The sequence below is a fragment of the Kitasatospora sp. MAP12-44 genome (assembly GCF_029892095.1).
In the GTDB taxonomy this organism is placed as follows: domain Bacteria; phylum Actinomycetota; class Actinomycetes; order Streptomycetales; family Streptomycetaceae; genus Kitasatospora.
On the sequence record NZ_JARZAE010000004.1, the window covers coordinates 2,934,524 to 2,956,626 of the forward strand.

Sequence of the window (22,103 nt, forward strand, 5' to 3'; positions counted from 1 at the left end):
TCTAACGCCGCGTTGCACGGTTGGCCATAGAAATGTGCACCTTCGCGCAATCGGAGCGAGGGCCGACATCGGGCGGACATGCGGACGGGCCGCACCCCTCAGTGAGGGGTACGGCCCGTCGCGGTGCTTCGTGGGGTCAGCCGTTGATCAGGCTGCGCAGCACGTACTGCAGGATGCCGCCGTTGCGGTAGTAGTCCGCCTCGCCGGGGGTGTCGATGCGCACCTTGGCGTCGAACTCCACGCCGCCGGCGGTGACCTTGACGGTCTGCGGGATGCCACCGTCGTTGAGCGCGACGACGCCGGAGATCGCGAAGGTCTCCTCGCCGGTCAGGCCCAGCGAGTCGGCCGTCTGGCCCTCGGGGAACTGCAGCGGCAGAACGCCCATGCCGATCAGGTTCGAGCGGTGGATGCGCTCGTAGGACTCGGCGATGACGGCCTTGACGCCCAGCAGCGCGGTGCCCTTGGCAGCCCAGTCGCGGGACGAGCCCGAGCCGTACTCCTTGCCGGCCAGGATCACCAGCGGGGTGCCGGCGGCCTGGTAGTTCTGCGCGGCGTCGTAGATGAACGACACCGGCGCGTCCGGCTGGGTGAAGTCGCGGGTGTAGCCGCCCTCGGTGCCCGGCGCGATCTGGTTGCGCAGGCGGATGTTGGCGAAGGTGCCGCGGATCATCACCTCGTGGTTGCCACGGCGCGAGCCGTACGAGTTGAAGTCGCGCTTCTCCACGCCGTGCTCGGTGAGGTACTGAGCGGCGGGCGTACCGGCCTTGATGTTGCCGGCCGGGGAGATGTGGTCGGTGGTGACCGAGTCGCCGAGCTTGGCCAGCACGCGGGCGCCGGCGATGTCGGTGACCGGGGTGGTCTCCATCGTCATGCCCTCGAAGTACGGGGGCTTGCGGACGTAGGTGGACTCGGCGTCCCACTCGAAGGTGTTGCCGGTCGGGATCGGCAGCGACTGCCAGCGGTGGTCACCGGCGAAGACGTCCGCGTAGTCCTTGGTGAACATCTCCTGGTCGATCGAGCTCGCGACGACCTCGGCGACCTCCTGCTCGGACGGCCAGATGTCCGCGAGGTAGACCGGCTTGCCCTCGGTGTCGGTGCCCAGGGCGTCCCGGGTGATGTCGATGTTCATGTTGCCGGCCAGGGCGTAGGCGACCACCAGCGGCGGGGAGGCCAGGTAGTTCATCTTGACGTCCGGGTTGATCCGGCCCTCGAAGTTGCGGTTGCCGGAGAGCACCGAGACCACGGCGAGGTCGGCCTCGTTGACCGCGGCGGAGACCTCCTCGGGCAGCGGGCCCGAGTTGCCGATGCAGGTCACGCAGCCGTAGCCCACCAGGTTGAAGCCGAGCTTCTCCATGTAGGGGACGAGGCCGGCCTTCTCGTAGTAGCCCATGACGACCTTGGACCCGGGGGCCAGGGTGGTCTTGACCCAGGGCTTGACGTGCAGGCCCTTCTCCACGGCCTTCTTCGCCAGCAGGGCGGCGCCCAGCATGACGGAGGGGTTGGAGGTGTTGGTGCAGGAGGTGATCGAGGCGATCACGACCGCGCCGTTGTCGATCTCGTACGACGTGCCGTCAGGCGCGGTGACCGCGGTCGGCTTCGACGCCTGGGCGGCGTACGAGGGCAGCACCTCGGCGAACTTCGCAGCGGCCTCGGCCAGGATCACGCGGTCCTGCGGGCGCTTCGGGCCGGCGATGGACGGCACGACGGTGGAGAGGTCCAGCTCCAGGTACTCGGAGTAGACCGGCTCGACCGACGGGTCGTGCCACAGGCCCTGCTCCTTGGCGTACGCCTCGACCAGCGCGAGCTGGGCCTCGCTGCGGCCGGTGAGCCGGAGGTAGTGCAGGGTCTCGTCGTCGATCGGGAAGATCGCACAGGTCGAGCCGAACTCCGGCGACATGTTGCCGATGGTGGCGCGGTTGGCCAGCGGGATGGCGGTGACGCCGGCGCCGTAGAACTCGACGAACTTGCCGACCACACCGTGCTTGCGCAGCATCTCGGTGATGGTGAGCACCAGGTCGGTGGCGGTGGCGCCGGCCGGGAGCTGGCCGTTGAGCTTGAAGCCGACCACGCGCGGGATCAGCATGGAGACCGGCTGGCCGAGCATGGCCGCCTCGGCCTCGATGCCGCCGACGCCCCAGCCCAGCACGCCAAGGCCGTTGACCATGGTGGTGTGCGAGTCGGTGCCGACGCAGGTGTCGGGGTACGCCTGGCCGCCGCGGACCATGATGGTGCGGGCCAGGTGCTCGATGTTCACCTGGTGGACGATGCCGGTGCCCGGGGGGACGACCTTGAACTCGTCGAACGCGGTCTGGCCCCAGCGCAGGAACTGGTAGCGCTCCTTGTTGCGGCCGTACTCGATCTCGACGTTCTGGGTGAACGCGTCCTTGGTGCCGAACTTGTCGGCGATGACCGAGTGGTCGATGACCAGCTCGGCCGGGGCCAGCGGGTTGATCTTCGCCGGGTCGCCGCCCAGCTCCTTGACGGCCTCACGCATGGTGGCGAGGTCGACGACGCAGGGCACGCCGGTGAAGTCCTGCATGATCACGCGGGCCGGCGTGAACTGGATCTCCTGGCTCGGCTCGGCGTTCTGGTCCCAGTTGCCCAGGGCACGGATGTGGTCGGCGGTGATGTTCGCGCCGTCCTCGGTGCGGAGCAGGTTCTCCAGAAGCACCTTGAGGCTGTACGGCAGCCGCTCGGAACCCTCGACGGCGGAGAGCTTGAAGATCTCGTACGACTCGTCGCCCACCTGCAGCGAGCTGCGGGCGTCGAAGCTGTTCGCGGACACGACTGACTCCTTCTAGGTGCTTCGTGCGGTACGGCTGGACGTGGGGTTCGCTGGGGGACCACACGGAAGTATCTTGATATCGAGATAAATCATAGCGTGGAGTTATCTCGATGTCGAGATAAACCATAGTGCATGGGTCGCCCCAGGGTGACCTCAGGCACCCCCTGGCGCGTCCGTGCTCCCCACCCATTCCACCCCCTGGTCGGCAGCCGCGCGAAAGGGCCCCCGCACATACGAAACCGCCCGGGCCCCGCGGGGATTCACGCGGGGGCCCGGGCGGGTTGAAGGGTAAGTGGTCAGGAGCCCAGGGTCGCGACCAGGACCGCCTTGATGGTGTGCAGGCGGTTCTCCGCCTGGTCGAAGACGATCGAGTGCGCCGACTCGAAGAGCTCGTCGGTGCACTCCAGCTCGGACATCCCGGTCATCTCGAAGAGCTGGCGGCCGAGCACGGTGCCCAGGTCGTGGAAGGCCGGCAGGCAGTGCAGGAACTTGACGGCCGGGTTGCCGGTGGCCCGGACGGTGTCCATCGAGACCTGATAGGCCTTGAGCAGCTCGATGCGCTCGACCCAGACCTCCTTGGGCTCCCCCATCGAGACCCAGACATCGGTGTAGAGGAAGTCCGCACCCGCCACGCCCGCGGCGACGTCCTCGGTGAGGGTGATCCGCGCGCCGCTCGCCTTGGCCAGCTGCTCGGCGGCGGCCCGGACCTCGGCGGCCGGCCAGAGCTGCTCGGGGGCCACGATCCGGATGTCCAGGCCGAGCAGGGCGCCGGTGACCAGCAGGGAGTTGCCCATGTTGTTGCGGGCGTCGCCCAGGTAGGCGAGCGAGATCTCGGCCAGCGGCTTGGTCGAGTGCTCGCGGACGGTGAGCAGGTCGGCCAGCATCTGGGTCGGGTGCCACTCGTCGGTCAGGCCGTTCCAGACCGGAACGCCCGCGAACTCGGCCAGCTCCTCGATCAGCTCCTGACCGTGCCCCCGGTACTGGATGCCGTCGAACATCCGCCCGAGCACCCGGGCCGAGTCCTTGATCGACTCCTTGTGGCCGATCTGCGAGCCGGCCGGGTCCAGGTAGGTGGTGAAGGCGCCCTGGTCGTGGGCGGCCACCTCGAAGGCGCAGCGCGTGCGGGTCGAGGTCTTCTCGAAGATCAGGGCGATGTTCTTGCCGCGCAGTCGGGGCTGCTCGGTGCCCGCGAACTTGGCGGCCTTCAGCTGGGCGGCGAGGTCGAGCAGGAGGTGGAACTCCTGCGCCGTGAAATCGAGCTCCTTGAGGAAGTGCCTGTTCCGGAGGTTCGAGGCCATGCCGGGCTCCTGGGGTGACGGCGCGTCGGGCCGGACGCGGACGGCTGCGCCCGGGGCAGGGACGCTGGACACGGCGCCACGGAGTACGCCATGCGAGGGAAGTGTATACGATACTCCGAATTTGTATGCAGGAGTGGGATAGGACGGGCCTCTGGCGACCGACCTGCCCGCCAGAGGCCCGTCCTCCCCGCTACAGCCGTGGATCCACCGGCTCGGACTCCAGCGCCAGGACGGCGAAGACCGGCTCGTGCACCCGCCAGAGCGGCTCGCCGGCCGCCAGGCGGTCCAGCGCCTCCAGGCCGAGCGCGTACTCGCGCAGGGCGAGCGAGCGCTTGTGGCCCAGCGAACGCTGCCGCAACTGGTCGAGGTGGCGGGTGTAGTCGGGGCCGTAGATGATCCGCAGGTACTCGCGACCGCGCACCTTCAGCCCCGGCTGGATCAGGCCGCCCGGGCGGCCCTGGCCCGCGGTGCCGCGGACCAGCGAGGCCAGCGGCTTGACCACCATGCCCTCGCCGCCGGCCTCGGTCAGCCGCTCCCACCAGGCGATGCCCTCGGCGATGGAGGCCTCGTCCTCGGTGTCGACCAGCAGCCGCCCGGTGGAGCGCAGCAGCGGCTCCTGGGCGGGGCCGGTGGCGCCGGCGTCAGTGCCGGCCTTGGAGCCCGCAGCGGGGCTCGCGTCGGCGGCGACCAGCCGGTCGATCCACGCGAGGTGCTCGCCGTGCGGACGCCCCGCCAGGTTGGCTCCCTCGGCGGCCAGCACCTGGAACGGCGCCAGCCGGATCCCGGTGAGCCCCTCGGTGGGCCAGCAGTACCGCCGGTAGGCCTCGGTGAACGCCGTCGCGTCCGCCGCCCGCAGGCGGTGGCGCTCCGTCAGCTCGGCCAGCCCGTCGATCCCGCGCTCCATCGCGCGACCGAGCGCCGACAGCACCTCGGGCAGCGCCGTACGAGCGGCGGCGCCGACCGAGGCGTACTGGCGCCGCAGCAGATCCATCGCCTTGAGCGACCAGGGCAGCAACTCGGCGTCCAGCAGCAGCCAGTCGGTGGCCAGCTCCTCGAAGAGGCCGGCCTGCTCGGCCGCCGTGCGCAGGCGGTCGAGGATCGCGTCGGTCAGCTCCTGGTCGCCGAGGAAGGCGCGGCCCGTCCTGGTCCAGATCGCGCCGGAGGACTCGATGCCGAAGCGCCGCTCCAGCCCACCCGGCTGCCTGGCCACCAGCACCACGGCGCGCGAGCCCATGTGCTTCTCCTCGCAGACCACCTCGCGGACACCGTCCGCGCGGTAGGCGAAGAAGGCCTCCTCCGGGTGTTCGAGGTAGCCCTCGCGACGGGAGGTGGCGCTCGGGGCCATGGTCGGCGGCAGGTACGGGAGCAGCCGCGGATCCAGCGCGAAGCGGCTCATCACCTCCAGCGCGGCCGCCGCGTTCTCCTCGCGGATGGAGACCCGTCCGTGCAGGGACGTCTCGACCACCCGGCGTCCCGCCACGTCGGCGAGGTCCAGCGGACGACCCTCCCGCGCGCCCGGGGCATCGGAGGCCATCGGGCGTACCGGCGTGTACCACTCCTGCTCGGCCGGGACGCCGACCAGCTCGCGCTCCGGGTAGCGCAGCGCGGTGAGCGAGCCGCCGAAGACGCAGCCGGTGTCCAGGCAGATGGTGTTGTTGAGGAAGCTGGCCGTCGGGACGGGGGTGTGGCCGTAGACCACCAGCGCCTTGCCCCGGTACTCCTCGGCCCACGGGTAGCGCACCGGGAGGCCGTACTCGTCGGTCTCGCCGGTGGTGTCGCCGTAGAGCGCGTGCGAGCGGACCCGGCCGGAGTTGCGGCCGTGGTACTTCTCCGGCAGGCCGGCGTGGCAGACCACCAGGTTGCCGCCGTCGAGCAGGTAGTGGCTGACCAGGTCGCGCATAAAGGCGCGGACCGCGACACGGAACTCCTCCGGCTCGTCGGCCAGCTGCTCAAGGGACTCCTTGAGCCCGTGCGAGACGGTGACCTGTCGACCGCCCATGGCCCGGCCGAGCTTGTTCTCGTGGTTGCCCGGGACGCAGATCGCGTGGCCCGCCGCCACCATGCCCATCACCAGGCGCAGCACGCCCGGGGTGTCCGGGCCGCGGTCGACCAGGTCGCCGACGAAGACGGCCGTGCGGCCCGCGGGGTGGACGGCGTCCACCGGGCGGCGCTGCTCGTCCCGGGTGAGCGTGTAGCCCAGGCGCAGCAGCAGGGTCTCCAGCTCGGAGCGGCAGCCGTGGATGTCGCCGATGATGTCGAACGGACCGGTGAGATGGCGCAGGTCGTTCCAACGCTTCTCGGTGACGATCTCGGCGCTCTCCACCTCCTGCTCGCCGCGCAGGTGGTGCACCTTGCGGAAGCCCTCGCGCTCCAGGCTGCCCAGCGAGCGGCGCAGCTCGCGGTGCTGGCGGGGGATCACATGCGCGCCCATGTCCCGGTCGGGACGCGAGCGGTTGCGCTCGGCGCAGACGCCCGGCGGCACGTCCAGGACGATCGCGATCGGCAGCACGTCGTGCTCCCGGGCGATCTTGACCAGCTGCTTGCGCGACTCGGGCTGGACGTTGGTGGCGTCCACCACGGTGAGCCGGCCGGCAGCGAGCCGCTTGCCGACGATGTAGTGGAGCAGCTCGAAGGCGGCGGCGGACGCGGACTGGTCGTTCTCGTCGTCCGAGACCAGGCCTCGGCAGTAGTCGGAGGAGATGACCTGGGTCGGAGCGAAGTGCTTGCGGGCGAAGCTGGACTTGCCCGAACCGCTGGTGCCGATCAGGACGACCAGCGACAGGTCGGTGACCGGGAGCCGGCGCGGCGCGGCGGCCGAGGCGGGCGGTACTGAAGCGGTCGGGGTGGGAGCGGGCGGGGTGGCCAGGGTCTCGTCGGTCATCGGGTCACGCTCCCTTCGGGAGTGGTGGTCGGGGCGGTCTCGGCGGGAACGCCGAGCTGGAACAGGGCGAGCTGGGTGGGCGGGCCGACCTCCGGATCCTCCGGACCCACGGGCCGGAGGCTGACGGTGTATCCGTACTGCGCGGCCACCCGCTGCGCCCACGCGCGGAACTGCGAGCGGTCCCACTCGAAGCGGTGGTCGGCATGCCGGACATGACCCGCCGGGAGGCTCTCCCAGCGGACGTTGTACTCGGCGTTGGGCGTGGTGACGATCACCGTCGAGGGCCGGGCCGCGCCCAGCACGGCGTGTTCGAGCGCCGGGAGTCTGGGCAGGTCCAGGTGCTCGATTACCTCGCAGAGCACCGCGGCGTCATAGCCCTTGAGTCGTGCGTCGGTGTACGTCAGCGCGCCCTGGACGAGCTTCACCCGGGCCGCCTGCCGCTCGGAGAGCCGGTCCAGCCGCAGCTTGCGGGCCGCGGTCGAGAGCGCGCTGGAGGAGACGTCCACCCCGAGGATGTCGGTGAAGCGCGGATCCTTCAGCAGGGATCCGACCAACTCGCCCTGCCCGCAGCCGAGATCGAGCACCCGAGTGGCGCCGGCCTCGCGCAGGGCGTCGAGGATCGCCTCGCGCCGCTGGAGGGCGAGCGACCTCGGCTTGGTTTCGGCAGAGCCTTCGGGAGAGGCTTCGGCTGAGGCGTCCGGGGCAGGACCGGACTCCTCCGGACCGACCGCCGCGGGCTCCTGCACCGCGTTGTCGAGCTCCTCCGGCTCCTGACCGTCCGTCTCGGCGAGGCGGGCCAGCTCCAGACGGCGCACCGCCTCGTTCGCCAGCGACCAGCGCCGGTGCAGGTAACGACGGATGATCAGCGTGCGCTCCGGGTGGTCCGCCAGCCAGCCCTCCCCCGCGTCGAGCAGCTTGTCGACCTCGTCGGGTGCGACCCAGTAGTGCTTGGACCCGTCCAGCACCGGGAGCAGCACATAGAGCTGCTGCAGCGCGTCGGCCAACCGCAGGGTGCCGGCCAGTTCGAGGCGGACGTACCGCGAGTCGCCCCAGGCCGGAAAGGCCTCGTCCAGCGCGACGGGCTGGGCCACGACGGCCCAACCGAGCGGCTCGAACAGCCGGTTGACCAGCGACCGCTCGTCCGACCCGCGCCCGTCGCCACCGGTCGCGACGGCCGGCAGCGCGATGCGCAGCGGCCGGGCCTGCTCAGCCAGGCCGGGCCGCAGCTCGCAGACGCCCTTCATGGCCGTCCGGAAGACCGTCCGCAGTGCCACCGCGAGCAGCGAGGAGGCGGCGTAGGGGCGGTCGTTGACGTACTGGCCGAGCGCTGCCGCGCCGGACGGCGCGGTGGAGGAGCCGCGCCCCTTGCCCTGGCCGCGCCGGACCAGAGCGATGGGGTCGATGTCCAGCAGCAGCGCAGCCGTGCAGACGCCGTCGCTCGCCTCGGGGTAGAAGACGTGCGCCGTACCGTGCGAGGTACTGAAGCACTGCGCCTTACCCGGGTGCTTGTGCAGCAAGTAGCCCAGGTCTGTGGCCGGACGTTCGGCCGTGCCGGTGGTGGAGATCGAGATGAACACCCTGCTGAGTATCGTCGCGGCCCGCCACCAGGGCACATGGTTTTGTCGGGGCACGGCAGTCCGCCCGCTGGGCGGGTTCGGCAGCCGCGGCGAGAATTCGTTACCGTGCTCGATGTGACTGCTGAATCCACCACCCTCGCACGTGGCGCCGTCGCCGCAGGTCTGGCGACCATCGCTGCCGACGGCACTGTCCTCGACACCTGGTACCCCGCTCCCGCCCTGGTCGCCGAACCGGGCCCGGCCGGCACCGTCCGGCTGACCGCCGAGCAGGCCGAGGCCGAGCTCGGCGCGGGCGCCACCGGCGCCCTGCGCTCCGACGCCCGCCGCGGCGTCGAGGTGGTGGCGGTGCGCACCACCATCGCCTCGCTCGACGACAAGCCGCTCGACGCCCATGACGCCTACCTGCGCCTGCACCTGCTGAGCCACCGGCTGGTCAAGCCGCACGGCCAGAGCCTGGACGGCCTGTTCGGCCTGCTGGCCAACGTCGCCTGGACCAGCATCGGCCCGGTGCCGGTGGACCTGGTCGAGCAGGCCCGACTGGCCGTCCGCGCCGAAGGCGGCCAGCTGGCCGTCTACGGGATCGACAAGTTCCCGCGGATGACCGACTACGTCGCGCCGTCGGGTGTGCGCATCGCGCACGCCGACCGGGTGCGCCTGGGTGCCCACCTCGCCGTGGGCACCACCGTGATGCACGAGGGCTTCGTCAACTTCAACGCCGGCACGCTGGGCACCTCCATGGTGGAGGGCCGGATCAGTGCGGGCGTCGTGGTCGGCGACCACAGCGACATCGGCGGCGGATCCTCGATCATGGGGACGCTGTCCGGTGGCGGCAAGCAGGTCGTGTCGGTCGGTGAGCGCTGCCTGCTGGGCGCCAACGCGGGCATCGGCATCTCGCTGGGCAGCGACTGCGTCGTCGAGGCCGGCCTCTACGTCACCGCGGGCACCCGGGTGACGCTGCCGGACGGCAAGATCGCCAAGGCGGTCGAGCTCTCCGGCCAGGACAACCTGCTGTTCCGTCGGAACTCGCAGTCCGGCGCGGTCGAGGTGATCGCCCGGTCCGGCTCCTGGGGCGGACTGAATGCGGAGCTGCACGCACACAACTGACCTCCGATGAACTCCTGACAGCCGCTCCGGCTGTCTCCCCGAACCCCGGTCGTGCACCTCGCGCGGTCGGGGTTCGCCGTGGGGTCGGGCGCCGCCTCGGGCGCCCGTTCGGGCTCCGATTGCGGCTCGAGCTCCGACTCGAACTCCAACTCCGGCTCCTGGTAGCGCCGTACCGGTGGCGGCGGATCCAGCGGGAGCAGGAGCATCGGAGCCCGCTTGAGCGGCGACTCCTCGGGCCCCGGCTGCGGCTGATCAGCGGTAGCCGGCGGCTCCTGCCCCAGATCGAGTCGGCCCAGCACCCGGAGCAGCTCGACCAGCAAGTCCCGGCATTCCACGTTGGCGTCCACCCCGTCGATGCACTGCCAGTAGACGCTCTCCGTCTCGGCCCCGCAGGCGACGACGATCAGCGCCTCGGACGCCTCGTTGACCAGCTGCCGGAGCTCCTGCAAGGCCGGCCCGAACTCGCCGACCTCGCTCAGCCGGGCGGCCCGACCGGCCGGTGCCCAGTCCTCCGGCCCGGGGTGGTCGGTCGGCACCTCCAGGCAGCCGGCCGCGTGCGCGCCGGCCTCGGCCAGCAGGTGGGCGATCGCGGCCACCTCCGCCACCGGATGCTCATCGAGTCGCCCGGCCAGCGCCTCGGTGAGCATGGCGGCCTGCCAGGCCTCTTGCAGGACGTCCGGGATGCTCCTGGTCTCGGCCAGCGCATGGCGGGAAGTCTTGATCAATCGCAGCGCGTCCATGATCCGCGCCCCCTTCGCTCTCGTCCCCTGACCGACCGACGATCGGTCCGTCAGGAGACGAGAGTGCGCGCGGATCCCGCTTCGCACAGCCCCCGTTCAAAAAGCTGTGGACAACCAGCCCACTGTGGACAACCACCGTCCCCCACACGGCCGATAAGCCAGCGGGCTTATCAGTTCGGCGGCGGAAAACGCAGCTCATTGCGGTCGATCTTCTCCGAGAGCGCCGCCAGCGGATCCACCCCGACCGCGGTGCAGAACTGCAGCAGATACGCCAGCACGTCGGCCACCTCGTCGCGGACCCGGTGCGCGCTGCCCGGCTCGTCCATCACCGCGGCGGCCTGCTCCGGGGTAAGCCACTGGAAGATCTCCAGCAGCTCACCGGCCTCCACGCTGAGCGCCGCGGCCAGGTTCTTCGGGGTGTGGAACGGCTCCCAGCGCCGGACCGCGGCGAACTCCGCCAGCCGCCGGCTGAGCGCGCCCAGATCGGCAGTCGGCTCGGCGGTCGGCTCGGCGACCGACCCCGCAACCGGCTCGGAGTGCCGGGTGGGCTGGTCGACAGGCCGGTCGGCCGGTTGATGGACTTGTTGATCACCGGCTTGTTGGACGGGCTGGCAGTCGGGCTGCTGGACGGGCTGGTGAATGAAGTGCTCGGTCACCGTTCCAGGTCTACCGCATCTACCGCCGCGGAGCCGCGAGTCCCCTGAGCCGGCACACACGCACTCTCCGGGCGCAGCACGCTGTGCCCGCTGCGCGGGTCGCGCCGGCACTCCACCAGCTCCACTCCGGCGAGTTGCCGGGCCGCCGCGGCGTCCTGCAGCGCCGCCAGCAGCCGGACGTGCTCCTTGTCGCACATCTCCAGCGCCAGTCGCAGCACCGAGGCCGTCTGCTCGGCCGCCAGCCCGGCGCCGAGGTCCTCCGCGAGCACCGTGAGCTGGCGGTGGGCCCACGGCACCTCCACCGCGGCGTCGAGGTCCAGCACCGCAGCGCCGGTCAGCAGCACGGCCGCGAAGGCGAGCAGCCGCAGCATCCCGTCCGAGGCCTGGTCGGCCCCGGTCCGGCCGAGGACGCCCTCGTCGAAGACCGCGAGCAGCCGTTCCTGCGCCGCCGTACCGCGCCGGGCCACGTCCAGCCCCAGCAGCGGGTGCGGGGCGGCCGCCTGCACCGCCTTGAGCAGCCGCCCGTACCGGCGGGTGCACTCGCCCTGCAGCCGGGCCAGCACGGCCGAGATGTTCGCCGCCGAGGGCAGCAGCCGGGCCTCGGCGTCCGGCCGGACCCAGCCGCGCATCAGCGCGGGCACGGGGTGCACCGGGAAGATCTCGCGCAGTGCGGTGAGCAGGTGTTCGCTGGCGGACAGGACCATCCGCTCGCCGGGCGAGGAACCGGCCACCCGGAGCGGGATCTGAGTGACGATCAGACTGCTGCTGGGAAACGGTGCCCGGATATCGCCCTGCCGTGTGTCGTTGTGCCAGGTGACGTTGATCCGCCCGTTGCCGACGTCCTGCTCCCCGGTCTCCACCAGGGTCCGGCCGTCCAGGGTCAGGCACTCACGGGCCACCCGCACCCGTCCGTCGGTGCGGATCACCAGTTCCAGCCGGATCGGCCCGGCGCTGGAGCGCACGCTGCAGCCCAGGATGATCGCGTTGCGGCCGTGCGGTACGCAGCCCAGCAGGCCGCCGCGGACCGCCGCCGCCAGCGGGCCGGACGCTCCGCCGATGCCGTCCAGGGACGGCCCGATCTCCTCGCCGAGGGCCAGCCGGGAGAGCACGGCGACGGCGTCCAGGGCGTTCGACTTGCCGACGCCGGACGGCCCGTGCAGCACGGTCAGCGGCGAGAGCGGGAGGGTGGCGCGGCGATAGGACTTGAACGAGGTGAGCCGCACCTCCTCGACGGTGGGACGGGCCGTCGGCCGGAGCACGGGCACCGGCGCTGCGGCGGGCACGGAGGCGAGGACGGAGGCTGGGACGACTTCACTGGTCACCGCTACGACGCTACTGACGCTCCGACCTGCAGAAACGTGCCTGCGGCGGCGATTCATCCCAACGAGGAGCTCCGATCACCGCAGAAGTCGGGCAGAGCGACTTCCGACGCGGCAACGTACCGACGCACCGACGCGGCCTCAGAGCTCAGCGGTAGACCGCGAGCTGCACCGACCCCGTCACCGCCACCGGTTCGGGCAGCGCCGCCAGCCCGGCGGCGATCCGCGCCGCATCGGTGTGCCAGGCGTTCGGCCCCATGCCCACCACCGCGGCGGCGTCCGCGTGCGAGAGCCGCAGCGGGAACTCCAGCTCGGTCCGCTCCACCAGCTCCAGCCAGGGGCTGAGCTTCTCGTCGATCCGCCGCTCCTTGTCCTCGTCCACCGACAGCAGCCCGAGCGCGCCGACCAGCTCGCGCAGGTGGCGTGAGGTGGGCGAGACCAGCAGCAGACTGCCGCCGGGACGCAGCACCCGCCGGATCTCCGGTCCGTTGCGAGGCGCGAAGACATTCAGCACCAGGTCCGCGCAGCCGTCCGCGAGCGGCAGCGGGCGCCAGGCGTCGCACACCACCGCGCCGAGCCGCTCATGCAGCCGGGCCGCGCGGCGCAGCGCGAACTTGGAGATGTCCAGGGCCGCCCCGCAGGCCTGCGGCAGCGCGTCGAGGACGTGCGCGAGGTAGTAGCCGGTGCCGGCCCCGAGGTCGGCGACCAGTCCGTCCGTACCAGTACCGGCAGCAAGAGCGGCAGCGGCGGCGAGCGCGTCCGCGATCGGCCGGTAGTGGCCCGCCGCGAGGAACTCCGCGCGGGCCGTCACCATGTCGGCGGTGTCACCGGTACCGGTGTGCGCGTCCCCGGGCAGCAGGCTCACGTACCCCTGCTTGGCGACGTCGAAGACGTGCCCCCCGGCGCAGCGCAGGCCGCGCCCGTCCACGTCGAGGGCGAGGCCCAGGCCGCAGTGGGGGCAGGTCAGGTACCGCTCGATGTCCCGGAGCACCGCCCTACCCTAAGTCACTCCGCCTCGGAGTCGTCCTCGCCGTCCTCGCCGGTGACGCCCTCCTCCGCCGCCTCGTCCACCACCCACCCGTTCAGCCGCTCGGCGACACCGTCGACGCCGAGCTTCCCCTCCCGGATGGCCCGCGCGAGGCTGCGCACCTCGCGGGCGGTGGTGGCGATGCTGCAGCCGCTGGCCACCAGGTAGGCGTACGCGACGGCGGTGGCGAAGAGCTCGTTGGTCCGCTCCAGGGCCGGCACCCGGATCAGCTGGTGGATCAGGGCGGCGGCCCGGTCCTGCGGCTCGGGGTAGACCGCGATGTCGAAGATCTCCGCCTGATGACGTGCCACCGCGGCGAGCAGCGAGCCGTAGTCGACGACCTGCGGGTCACCCGGGGTGTACTGCTCAGCGGTCATGAGCAGCCAGGAGAGGTCGACCTCCAGCTTCAACGACGCCCGCCCTGCCGGCTGTCGGCCGCGGCGGCGCCCTCGCCGAACTCCGCGAGGAACTCGCCCTCGAACTCCTTCATGAACTGGGCCGCCGCGTCGACGAAGCGCAGCCCGGCCTCACCCATGTCCTGTTGTACGAGTCTCTCGATGTACTGGTTCATGCTGATCCCCTGCTGCTCCGCCCGTTCACGGGCCATCTCAGCGGTGGTGGCGTCCACCCGCACGTTGAGCTGCTTCTTACCCATGCACTCGAAGCTAGCGCCGATGTGCTAGCACGACAAGAGCGCGCGCAGCATGCAAATGGGGCGCGCGAACCAGGTCCGCACGCCCCATCGACCGCCGAGGATCAGCTTGCCGCGATCGGCTCCAGGATGGCCACGCACTCGAAGTGGTGGGTCATCGGGAACAGGTCGAAGGCCCGCAGCGAGACCGGACGGTAGCCGCCCTCGCGGAAGAAGGCCAGGTCACGGGCGAGCGCGGCCGGGTCGCAGGCGACGTAGGCGATCCGGCGCGCCGAGAGCGCTGCCAGGTGGGCCACCGTCTCGCGCCCGGCGCCCGCACGCGGCGGGTCCAGGACGACCAGGTCGGTGGAGGTGATGCCGGTGCGCGGCAGCAGGGACTCCACCCGGTCGCACTCGATCTGTACGTTCTCCAGCTCCGCCAGGTTGTGCTTGGCGTCCTGGACGGCCTGCTTGGAGGACTCGATGCCGAGCACCGCGCCCTCCTCCCCCACCCGGTCGGCCAGCGCGCCGGCGAACAGGCCGACGCCGCAGTACAGGTCGAGCGCGTTCTCGCCGTACTGCGGGTCGAGCCCGTCGAGCACCGCGTTCACCAGGGTGTCCGGGGCCTCGGGGTGGATCTGCCAGAAGCCGCCGTTGCTGACCCGCCAGGTGCGCCCGGCCGCCCGCTCCCGCACGAAGTTGCGGCCGTGCACCCGGTGGAAGAGGTCCTGCTCGTCGACCCGGGAGATCGAGACCGGCTTGTCCAGCTCGACCAGCGGCAGCTGCTCACCCGGCAGCGGGCGCAGCACCAGCTGGCGGTCCGAGGAGCCGCTGGCGGCGATCACCTCGACCGAGCCGAGGCCGGTCCAGTCGCGCGACTCGATGCCGAGCTCGGTCACGCCGGGGGCGGCGATCAGGCAGCGGTCGATGATCTGGACGTCGTGCGAGCGGTGCTTGCGCAGGCCGACCTCGCCGCTCTCGGCATCCACCGTGTACTGCACCCGGGTGCGCCAGGCGGGCACCTCGCCGGGCGGCAGCTTGCCGCCGACCGGCTCGACGGTGCCGTCCCAGCCCGCCTCGGCGGGGGTGAGGCCGCCCAGCTTGGCCAGCTGCTCGGTGAGCACCGCCACCTTGAGCTTGCGCTGCCCGCCGGGGCTGACGTGCTGCCAGTCGCAGCCGCCGCACTTGCCCGGGCCGGAGAAGGGGCAGGGCGGCTCGATCCGGTCCTTGGCCGCCTCCAGGATCTCCACGGCGTCCGCGCGCAGGAAGCGGGACTTGGTGGTGCCCTCGGTGACCTGGGCGATCACCCGCTCGCCCGGCAGCGCGTGGCGGACGAAGAGCACCCGGCCCTCGTGCCGCGCCACGCAGTGCCCGCCGCCGTGCGCGACGGCGCCGACCTCGATCTCGTACCGCTCGCCGACCAGCGGCTCGCCGCCCGGTCCCTTGGGCGCGGCGGCGCGGGTGGGACGCGCGGTGCGCGGCGCGTCGCCCTGGTTGCGGGGCGTGCGCGGGGCGCGCGGCTCGCGCGGCGTACGGGGCTCGCGCGGGGTGCGCGGCTGGGCCGCGGGCCGCGCGGCGGGCGTCGGCTCGGCGGGGACCACCGGGGCGGTCTCGGCGGTCAGGCCGTCCCGGTCGGTGGCGGCCGGGCGGGCGGGCTTGTTCGACCAGCGCGGCCGGGCGACCTGCCCGACCTTGCCGGTCGACGCTCCCTTGCCGCCCCCCTTACGGGGCTGTCCGGACTTGCCTGACGGGCGGGGCGGGGTGTTGCGACTCACGAAGTGGCGTCCTTGCTGGCTTCGGCGGCATTCTCGACAGAACCCCGACGGTACCGTGCCGGGCCGGGGATCGCTGCGTCGGACAGCTCAACGACCGACCGGGCACGCGATCGGGCCCGCGTTCGAAAGTCCCGCCAGCGTGTCGGATGATGGGCTTGCGGGCAACACTCCAGTTGCCGAGTCGCCGCCGGCCAGTGGCGGTGCGAAGGACCCCCACCCCGCGGGGGCACGGAAGGATGATGAACGGTGTCTGTGCAGGTCAAGGCCCCAACGGATCGGGTGAGGTAGCGACCCCATGCACATCGTCATCATGGGCTGCGGCCGGGTGGGTTCCGCCCTCGCCAGAGCACTGGAGAAGCAGGGCCACTCGGTGGCCGTAGTGGATCAGGACCCGACCGCCTTCCGCCGACTCGGCGCGGGTTTCAACGGCCGGCGGGTGACCGGGGTCGGTTTCGACCAGGACACCCTGCGGGAGGCCGGCATCGAGCAGGCCGGCGCCTTCGCCGCCGTCAGCAGCGGCGACAACTCGAACATCATCGCGGCCCGGGTGGCCAGGGAGAACTTCGGCGTCGAGCACGTCGCGGCCCGGATCTACGACCCGCGCCGCGCCGAGGTCTACCAGCGTCTGGGCATCCCCACGGTGGCCACCGTCCGCTGGACGGCCGACCAGATGCTGCGCCGGCTGCTGCCCAGCGGCACGGAGCCGCTCTGGCAGGATCCGACCGGGAGTGTCCAGCTCGCCGAGGTGCCGTTCGCCGCGTCGTGGACCGGCCACCGGATCGCCGAGCTGGAAGAGGCCTCCGGGGCGAGGGTGGCCTTCGTCACCCGGCTGGGCGAGGGTGTGCTGCCGACACCGCAGATGGTGCTGCAGGAAGGCGATCTGGTGCAGGTGATGCTGCGCCGGGCGGATCTGGCGACGGTCGAGACCGCGTTCGCCAAGGGCCCGGAGGAGGGTCACTGATGCGCGTGGCAATTGCGGGAGCAGGGGCGGTCGGCCGGTCGATCGCCGCCGAGCTGCTGGAGAACGGCCACGAGGTGCTGCTCGTGGACAAGAACCCGAACTCCATCTCGGTGGAGCGGGTCCCGATGGCGGAGTGGCTGCTGGCCGACGCCTGCGAGATCACCTCGCTGGACGAGGCGGCGCTGCAGCGCTGCCACGTGGTGATCGCGGCCACCGGTGACGACAAGGTCAACCTGGTGGTCTCGCTGCTGGCGAAGACCGAGTACGGCGTGCCGCGGGTGGTCGCCCGGGTGAACAACCCGAAGAACGAGTGGCTCTTCAATGAGTCCTGGGGCGTCGACGTGGCGGTCTCCACCCCGCGGCTGATGTCCGCGCTGGTGGAGGAGGCGGTCAGTGTCGGCGACCTGGTCCGGCTGATGCGCTTCAGCCAGGGCAACGCCAACCTCGTCGAGCTGACGCTCACCTCGGACACCGAGCTGGTCGGTACCCGGGTCGGCGACGTCGACTGGCCGACCGACACGGCGCTGGTGTCCATCATCCGGGGCGGCCGCGTGCTGGTGCCGGGCAAGGACGACACCCTGGAGGGCGGCGACGAGCTGCTCTTCGTCGCCGCCCAGGAGCGCGAGGAGGAGCTGGAGGACCTGCTCTCGGCAGGCTCCGGCGCCCAGTAGCCCCGGCAACGGCGCAGGGCCCGTACCCCCCGGTTGGGGTACGGGCCCTGCGGTGTTACGACGCGGAGTCCTCCGCGGGCTCCTCCGCCTTGATCGGCGGCGGTGCGGTGAGCAGGATCCGCCAGGTCACGTACATCGCCAGCAGCATCGGCGGGATGCCCAGCGCGACCTTCAACCAGCCCAGCAGGTTGACATTGCCGGTGAAGTACAGCGGGAAGAGGATCACCGGCTTGATGCCCATGATCACCACCCAGGCCCAGGTGGCCTTGGTGTACGCGGCGAGCCGACCCGGGTTCTGGGTGCGCCAGGTGAACATCTCACCGGTCACCGGGCCGAGCGTCACCCCGATCACCGGCCAGCGCACCAGCGCGGAGACCGCCAGCACGATGCAGTAGCCGACGTTGTAGAGCAGGCCGGGGAGGTAGAAGTCCTGCGCCTTGCCGGTCTTCATGGCGATGTAGGCGCCGATCGCCACGCCGAAGACGCCGCCGAAGGCGTGCTGGACGGTCTCCCGGCGCAGCAGCCGCAGCACCACGAAGACCGCGCTGAGGCCCAGCGCGGCCCAGGCGGCCATGGCCACCTGGTGGGTGATGTTGAAGGTGAGGATGAAGACCAGACCCGGGAGGGTCATGTCGATCATGCCGCGGACGCCGCCGAAGGCCTTGATGACCGTGTCGGCCGCCTCACGGGAGGCGGCCGCCTCCCTGGCCGAGGCCTCCTCGGCGGTCTCCACGGTCGGCTCGTCCGTCGAAACGAGCACAGGGCTGAGCGGAGCGGCGGCGGGATCGCCGCCGGACGGATTGGTCACTGGTGATCGCTCCCATGTCCCACCGGACGCAGTTCGTAGCGAGGGTTGAACAGCACGCGGCGCCCGCGTGCGTGGCTGAGGCGACCGCTGGCGATCATGCGGCGCCCGGGCTCTATGCCCGCGATCGAGCGACGGCCGAGCCAGACCACGTCCAGTGCCTCGGTCCCGTCGAACAGCTCGGCCTCCAGGGCCGGCACCCCGGCCCTGGGCCGGAGCGTCACGGTCCGCAGGGTGCCCGCCACCGTGACCAGGTCGCGGTCCCCGCAGCTGGCGATCGGGGTGCAACCCGACTCCGCGCAGGTCTGGCGCAGCTCCTCGGCCTGGAGTTCCTCCTGGCTGGAGGTGAGCCGGCTGAACATCCGGCGCAGGCGGCCCTGCGGCTGCTCGCTGCTGATACCACTCATGTCGGAAGGGTACCGGTTGGGAGCCTCCCGATGTCGTGGTCGAACAAGCCCGGTTCAGGCTTCGAAGCGGTATCCCATGCCCGGTTCGGTGATGAAGTGGCGCGGGTGCGAGGGGTCCGCCTCCAGCTTGCGGCGCAGCTGGGCGAGGTAGACCCGTAGGTAGTTGGTCTCGGTCCGGTAGGCCGGACCCCAGACCTCCTGGAGCAGCTGGGTCTGGCTGACCAGCCGCCCGGCGTTGCGCACCAGCACCTCCAGCAGGTGCCACTCGGTCGGGGTGAGCCGGACGTCGGTGCCGTCCCGGTTGACCTTCTTGGCGGCGAGGTCGACCGTGAAGCCCTCGGTGACCACCAGCGAGTCGTCCTCGCCGACCACCGGCTCGGCCCGCCGCACCGCGGCGCGCATCCGGGCCAGCAGCTCGTCCATGCCGAACGGCTTGGTGACGTAGTCGTCGGCGCCTGCGTCCAGCGCCTCGACCTTCTCGTCCGAGGCGTGCCGGGCGGAGAGCACGATGATCGGCACTCTGGTCCAGCCGCGCAGACCCTTGATCACCTCCACGCCGTCCATGTCGGGCAGGCCGAGGTCGAGGACCACCACGTCGGGGTGGCGGGCGGCGGCCAGCTCCAGAGCGCTCGCGCCGTCGTGCGCGGCGTCCACCTCGTATTTGCGGGCCTTCAGGTTGATCACCAGCGCGCGGACGATCTGCGGTTCGTCGTCCACCACGAGGACCCGGGTCATGCGTGCTCCGCCTTTCGGGGGGCGAGGGAGGGAGTGAGCGGGGGCTGGTCGGGCGCGACCGGTTCGGGCGGTCTCTCGACTGCGGGCAGGCTGACCACCATGGTCAGGCCGCCGCCCGGGGTGTCCTCGGCGGTGAGCGTGCCGCCCATCGCCTCGACGAAGCCGCGGGCCACCGCCAGGCCGAGCCCGACACCGGCGCCGCGGGGCGCATCGCCGTAGCGCTGGAAGGGCGCGAAGATCTTCTCCTTGGCCGCCTCCGGCACGCCGGGCCCCCGGTCGACCACCCGCAGCTCGACCCGGCCGGGGCCGCTCGGCGGCTCCAGCGCATCGGCCTTGACCAGCACCCGCACGCCCGGCGGGCTGTACTTCACGGCGTTCTCGATCAGGTTGGCCAGTGCGCGCTCCAGCAGCCCGGCGTCGGCCGGGATCATCGGCAGCGTCTCCGGCACCTCCAACCGCACCGACTCCAGCGGCACCCCGCCGAGCGCGAACGGCACCACCTCGTCCAGGTCCACCTCGTGGATCAGCGGGGTGACCGTGCCGGTCTGCAGGCGGCTCATGTCGAGCAGGTTGTTGATCAGGTGGTCCAGTCGGTCGGCGCCGGCCTCGATGCCCGCCAGCAGCTCGGCCTCGTCGGCCTCGTCCCACTCGACGTCCTGGGCGCGCAGCGAGGAGACCGCCGCCTTGATGCCGGCCAGCGGGGTGCGCAGGTCGTGCGAGACAGCGGCGAGCAGAGCGGTACGGATCCGGTTGCCCTCGGCCTGCCGGCGGGCCGCGGCGGCCTCCTTGGCCAGCCGGCGGCGTTCCAGCACCACGGCGGCCTGGGCAGCGAAGGCGCCCAGCAGCCGGCGGTCCTCGGCGGGCAGCACCCGGCCGGCGAGCACCAGCGCGAGGTTGTCGCCCACCGGGACGTCCACGTCCGCCTCATCGGGACGGGCCGGCGGGCGCGGGCCGCTCGCGGCGGCGCACTGCCAGGGCGCGTGCTCGTCCGCGCGCTCCAACAGGGCGACGGAGTCCTGCTGGAAGGTCTCCCGCACCTGGTCCAGGAGCGCGGTGAGGACGCCCTCCCCGCCGGGCGCGCCACGCAGCACGGTGCCCGCCAGGGCGCTCAGTGCCTGCGCCTCGGCCTGGCTGCGGGCCGCCTCGTGGCTGCGCCGGGCCGCCAGGTCCACCACGGTGGCCACCGAGACACCGACGCCCGTGAAGATGCCCACCGCCAGGATGTTCTCCGGATCGGAGATGGTGAAGGTGTGGATCGGCGGGGTGAAGTAGTAGTTGAGCACGGTGGAGCCCACCAGCGCCGAGGCGATCGCCGGGAACAGCCCGCCGACCAGCGCCGCGCAGACGGTGACCGACAGGAAGAGCAGCATGTCGGTGGGCAGGCCCGGGCCGCGCAGCTGGGTGAGCAGCGCGCTGAGCAGCAGCGGTCCGACCACGCCGATCAGCCAGCCGGCGATGGTGCGCGGTCGGCCCAGGTCGGTGACCCGGCGGATCGGGATCCGCCCGCGTCCGTGCGCGACGTGCTCGTGGGTGACGATGTGGACGTCGATGTCGCCCGAGTCGCGCGCCACCGTGCTGCCCACGCCGGGGCCGTAGATGTACTGCCAGGCCTTGCGGCGGCTGGAGCCGAGCACGATCTGGGTCGCGTTGACCCCGCGGGCGAAGTCCAGCAGCGCCTGGGAGGGATCGTCGCCGAGCACGGTGTGGAAGCTGCCGCCCAGGCTCTCGACCAGCGCCCGCTGCTCGATCAGCACCTGCGGGGAACCGCTGGTCGCCAGGCCGTCGGAGCGCGAGATGTGCACCGCGAGCAGCTCGCTGCCCGAGCCCTTGGCAGCGATCCGGGCCGCCCGGCGGATCAGGGTGGCGCCCTCGGGGCCGCCGGTCAGGCCCACCACGATCCGCTCGCGGGCCTGCCAGGTGTCGGCTATGCCCTGCTCGGCCCGGTAGGTCTGCAGGTACTCGTCGACCCGGTCGGCCGTCCAGAGCAGCGCCAGCTCGCGCAGCGCGGTGAGGTTGCCGGGGCGGAAGTAGTTGGAGAGCGCCGCGTCGATCTTCTCCGGCGCGTAGATGTTGCCGTGCGCCAGGCGGCGGCGCAGCGCCTGCGGGGACATGTCGACCAGCTCGATCTGGTCGGCCCGGCGGACCACGTCGTCCGGCACGGTCTCCAGCTGGCGCACGCCCGTGATCCCCTCGACCACGTCGCCGAGTGACTCCAGGTGCTGGATGTTGACGGCGGAGATCACGTCGATACCGGCCGCGAGCAGCTCGTCGACGTCCTGCCAGCGCTTGGCGTTGCGCGAGCCGGGGATGTTGGTGTGCGCCAGCTCGTCGACCAGGGCGACCTCGGGGCGCCGGGCCAGCAGCGCGTCCAGGTCCAGCTCGGTGAACTCGGCGCCGCGGTACTCCAGGGTGCGGCGCGGGACGGCCTCCAGGCCGTTCAGCAGCTCGGCGGTCCGCTCCCGGTCGTGGTGCTCGACAAAGCCGATCACCACGTCCGTGCCGCGGGACAGCCGCCGGTGCGCCTCGCAGAGCATGGCGTACGTCTTTCCGACCCCGGGGGCTGCCCCGAGGTAGATGCGCAGCCTTCCGCGTGCCATGCGACCCATTCTTGATCGAACCCAGCCCGAGGGCCACCCCCGGACGCCTGTTCGGCGCTGTCGAGACTACGGGGTAACGACCGGCCTGCCTTCGATCCGGCTGGTCAGACGGCAGATTTAGCAGCATCTTGACG

Annotated in this window: 17 protein-coding genes and 1 pseudogene; 3 read left to right on the forward strand and 15 right to left on the reverse strand. The window is 71.8% G+C overall.

Features of this window, described 5'->3' with window-relative positions; genetic code table 11:
• Window positions 1–136 precede the first annotated feature (136 nt).
• From acnA to P3T34_RS13750, 4 genes are all read right to left on the reverse strand, one after another.
• Window positions 137–2,785: an aconitate hydratase AcnA gene (gene acnA / locus P3T34_RS13735; protein ID WP_280666322.1), complete on the reverse strand. Its 2,649-nt coding sequence runs from the start codon at window positions 2,783–2,785 to the stop codon at window positions 137–139.
• A 296-nt stretch (window positions 2,786–3,081) separates the two neighbouring features.
• Window positions 3,082–4,083: an ornithine carbamoyltransferase gene (argF, locus tag P3T34_RS13740; protein WP_280666323.1), complete on the reverse strand. Its 1,002-nt coding sequence runs from the start codon at window positions 4,081–4,083 to the stop codon at window positions 3,082–3,084.
• Between the two features lie 190 nt (window positions 4,084–4,273).
• Window positions 4,274–6,964 (reverse strand): polynucleotide kinase-phosphatase, encoded by a 2,691-nt coding sequence (locus P3T34_RS13745; protein ID WP_280666324.1) that lies wholly within the window; start codon window positions 6,962–6,964, stop codon window positions 4,274–4,276.
• On the reverse strand, window positions 6,961–8,541 hold the full coding sequence (locus P3T34_RS13750; protein WP_280666325.1) for a 3' terminal RNA ribose 2'-O-methyltransferase Hen1: 1,581 nt from the start codon (window positions 8,539–8,541) through the stop codon (window positions 6,961–6,963). Before P3T34_RS13750 ends, P3T34_RS13745 begins: the two co-directional genes overlap by 4 nt.
• Before the next feature lie 114 nt (window positions 8,542–8,655).
• Between P3T34_RS13750 and dapD the strand changes: the two genes are divergently transcribed.
• Window positions 8,656–9,645 (forward strand): 2,3,4,5-tetrahydropyridine-2,6-dicarboxylate N-succinyltransferase, encoded by a 990-nt coding sequence (dapD, locus tag P3T34_RS13755; RefSeq protein ID WP_280666326.1) that lies wholly within the window; start codon window positions 8,656–8,658, stop codon window positions 9,643–9,645.
• Between the two features lie 311 nt (window positions 9,646–9,956).
• On the opposite strand, the pseudogene P3T34_RS13760 reads toward dapD, so the two are convergent.
• From P3T34_RS13760 to P3T34_RS13790, 7 genes and pseudogenes are all read right to left on the reverse strand, one after another.
• Window positions 9,957–10,385 (reverse strand): annotated as a pseudogene (locus tag P3T34_RS13760) (DUF6099 family protein); the annotation flags it as partial.
• 170 nt (window positions 10,386–10,555) lie between these two features.
• The gene (locus P3T34_RS13765; RefSeq protein ID WP_280672057.1) at window positions 10,556–10,867 is read right to left on the reverse strand and encodes a nucleotide pyrophosphohydrolase; all 312 of its coding nucleotides are present in this window, start codon (window positions 10,865–10,867) and stop codon (window positions 10,556–10,558) included.
• A 170-nt stretch (window positions 10,868–11,037) separates the two neighbouring features.
• Window positions 11,038–12,363: an ATP-binding protein gene (locus P3T34_RS13770; protein WP_280666327.1), complete on the reverse strand. Its 1,326-nt coding sequence runs from the start codon at window positions 12,361–12,363 to the stop codon at window positions 11,038–11,040.
• 145 nt (window positions 12,364–12,508) lie between these two features.
• On the reverse strand, window positions 12,509–13,351 hold the full coding sequence (locus tag P3T34_RS13775; protein WP_280666328.1) for a putative RNA methyltransferase: 843 nt from the start codon (window positions 13,349–13,351) through the stop codon (window positions 12,509–12,511).
• Window positions 13,352–13,365: 14 nt separating this feature from the next.
• Window positions 13,366–13,797 (reverse strand): fic family toxin-antitoxin system, toxin component, encoded by a 432-nt coding sequence (locus tag P3T34_RS13780; RefSeq protein WP_280666329.1) that lies wholly within the window; start codon window positions 13,795–13,797, stop codon window positions 13,366–13,368.
• On the reverse strand, window positions 13,794–14,042 hold the full coding sequence (locus tag P3T34_RS13785) for a toxin-antitoxin system HicB family antitoxin (RefSeq protein WP_280666330.1): 249 nt from the start codon (window positions 14,040–14,042) through the stop codon (window positions 13,794–13,796). The genes P3T34_RS13780 and P3T34_RS13785 overlap by 4 nt, the downstream gene beginning before the upstream one ends.
• Window positions 14,043–14,143: 101 nt before the next feature.
• On the reverse strand, window positions 14,144–15,442 hold the full coding sequence (locus P3T34_RS13790) for a class I SAM-dependent RNA methyltransferase (RefSeq protein WP_280672068.1): 1,299 nt from the start codon (window positions 15,440–15,442) through the stop codon (window positions 14,144–14,146).
• A 646-nt stretch (window positions 15,443–16,088) separates the two neighbouring features.
• Here P3T34_RS13790 and P3T34_RS13795 point away from each other — a divergent pair.
• A complete protein-coding gene (locus P3T34_RS13795) occupies window positions 16,089–16,754 on the forward strand; it encodes a TrkA family potassium uptake protein (RefSeq protein WP_280666331.1) in 666 nt (221 codons plus the stop codon).
• Window positions 16,754–17,425 carry a TrkA family potassium uptake protein gene (locus P3T34_RS13800; protein ID WP_280666332.1) on the forward strand — a complete coding sequence of 224 codons (672 nt, stop codon included), beginning with the start codon at window positions 16,754–16,756 and terminating at the stop codon, window positions 17,423–17,425. Before P3T34_RS13795 ends, P3T34_RS13800 begins: the two co-directional genes overlap by 1 nt.
• Window positions 17,426–17,480: 55 nt before the next feature.
• Here the strand turns inward: P3T34_RS13800 and P3T34_RS13805 are convergent, their stop codons facing one another.
• The 4 genes from P3T34_RS13805 to P3T34_RS13820 are packed head-to-tail and all read right to left on the reverse strand — an operon-like array spanning window position 17,481 to window position 21,969.
• Entirely contained in the window at window positions 17,481–18,233 is a 753-nt protein-coding gene (locus P3T34_RS13805) for a DUF3159 domain-containing protein (protein ID WP_280666333.1), read from the reverse strand.
• A complete protein-coding gene (locus tag P3T34_RS13810; RefSeq protein WP_280666334.1) occupies window positions 18,230–18,637 on the reverse strand; it encodes an OB-fold nucleic acid binding domain-containing protein in 408 nt (135 codons plus the stop codon). Before P3T34_RS13810 ends, P3T34_RS13805 begins: the two co-directional genes overlap by 4 nt.
• Before the next feature lie 54 nt (window positions 18,638–18,691).
• Window positions 18,692–19,372: a response regulator gene (locus tag P3T34_RS13815; protein ID WP_035806260.1), complete on the reverse strand. Its 681-nt coding sequence runs from the start codon at window positions 19,370–19,372 to the stop codon at window positions 18,692–18,694.
• Window positions 19,369–21,969, reverse strand: a complete 2,601-nt coding sequence (locus P3T34_RS13820; RefSeq protein WP_280666335.1) for a sensor histidine kinase KdpD — start codon at window positions 21,967–21,969, stop codon at window positions 19,369–19,371. The genes P3T34_RS13815 and P3T34_RS13820 overlap by 4 nt, the downstream gene beginning before the upstream one ends.
• Window positions 21,970–22,103 lie beyond the last annotated feature (134 nt).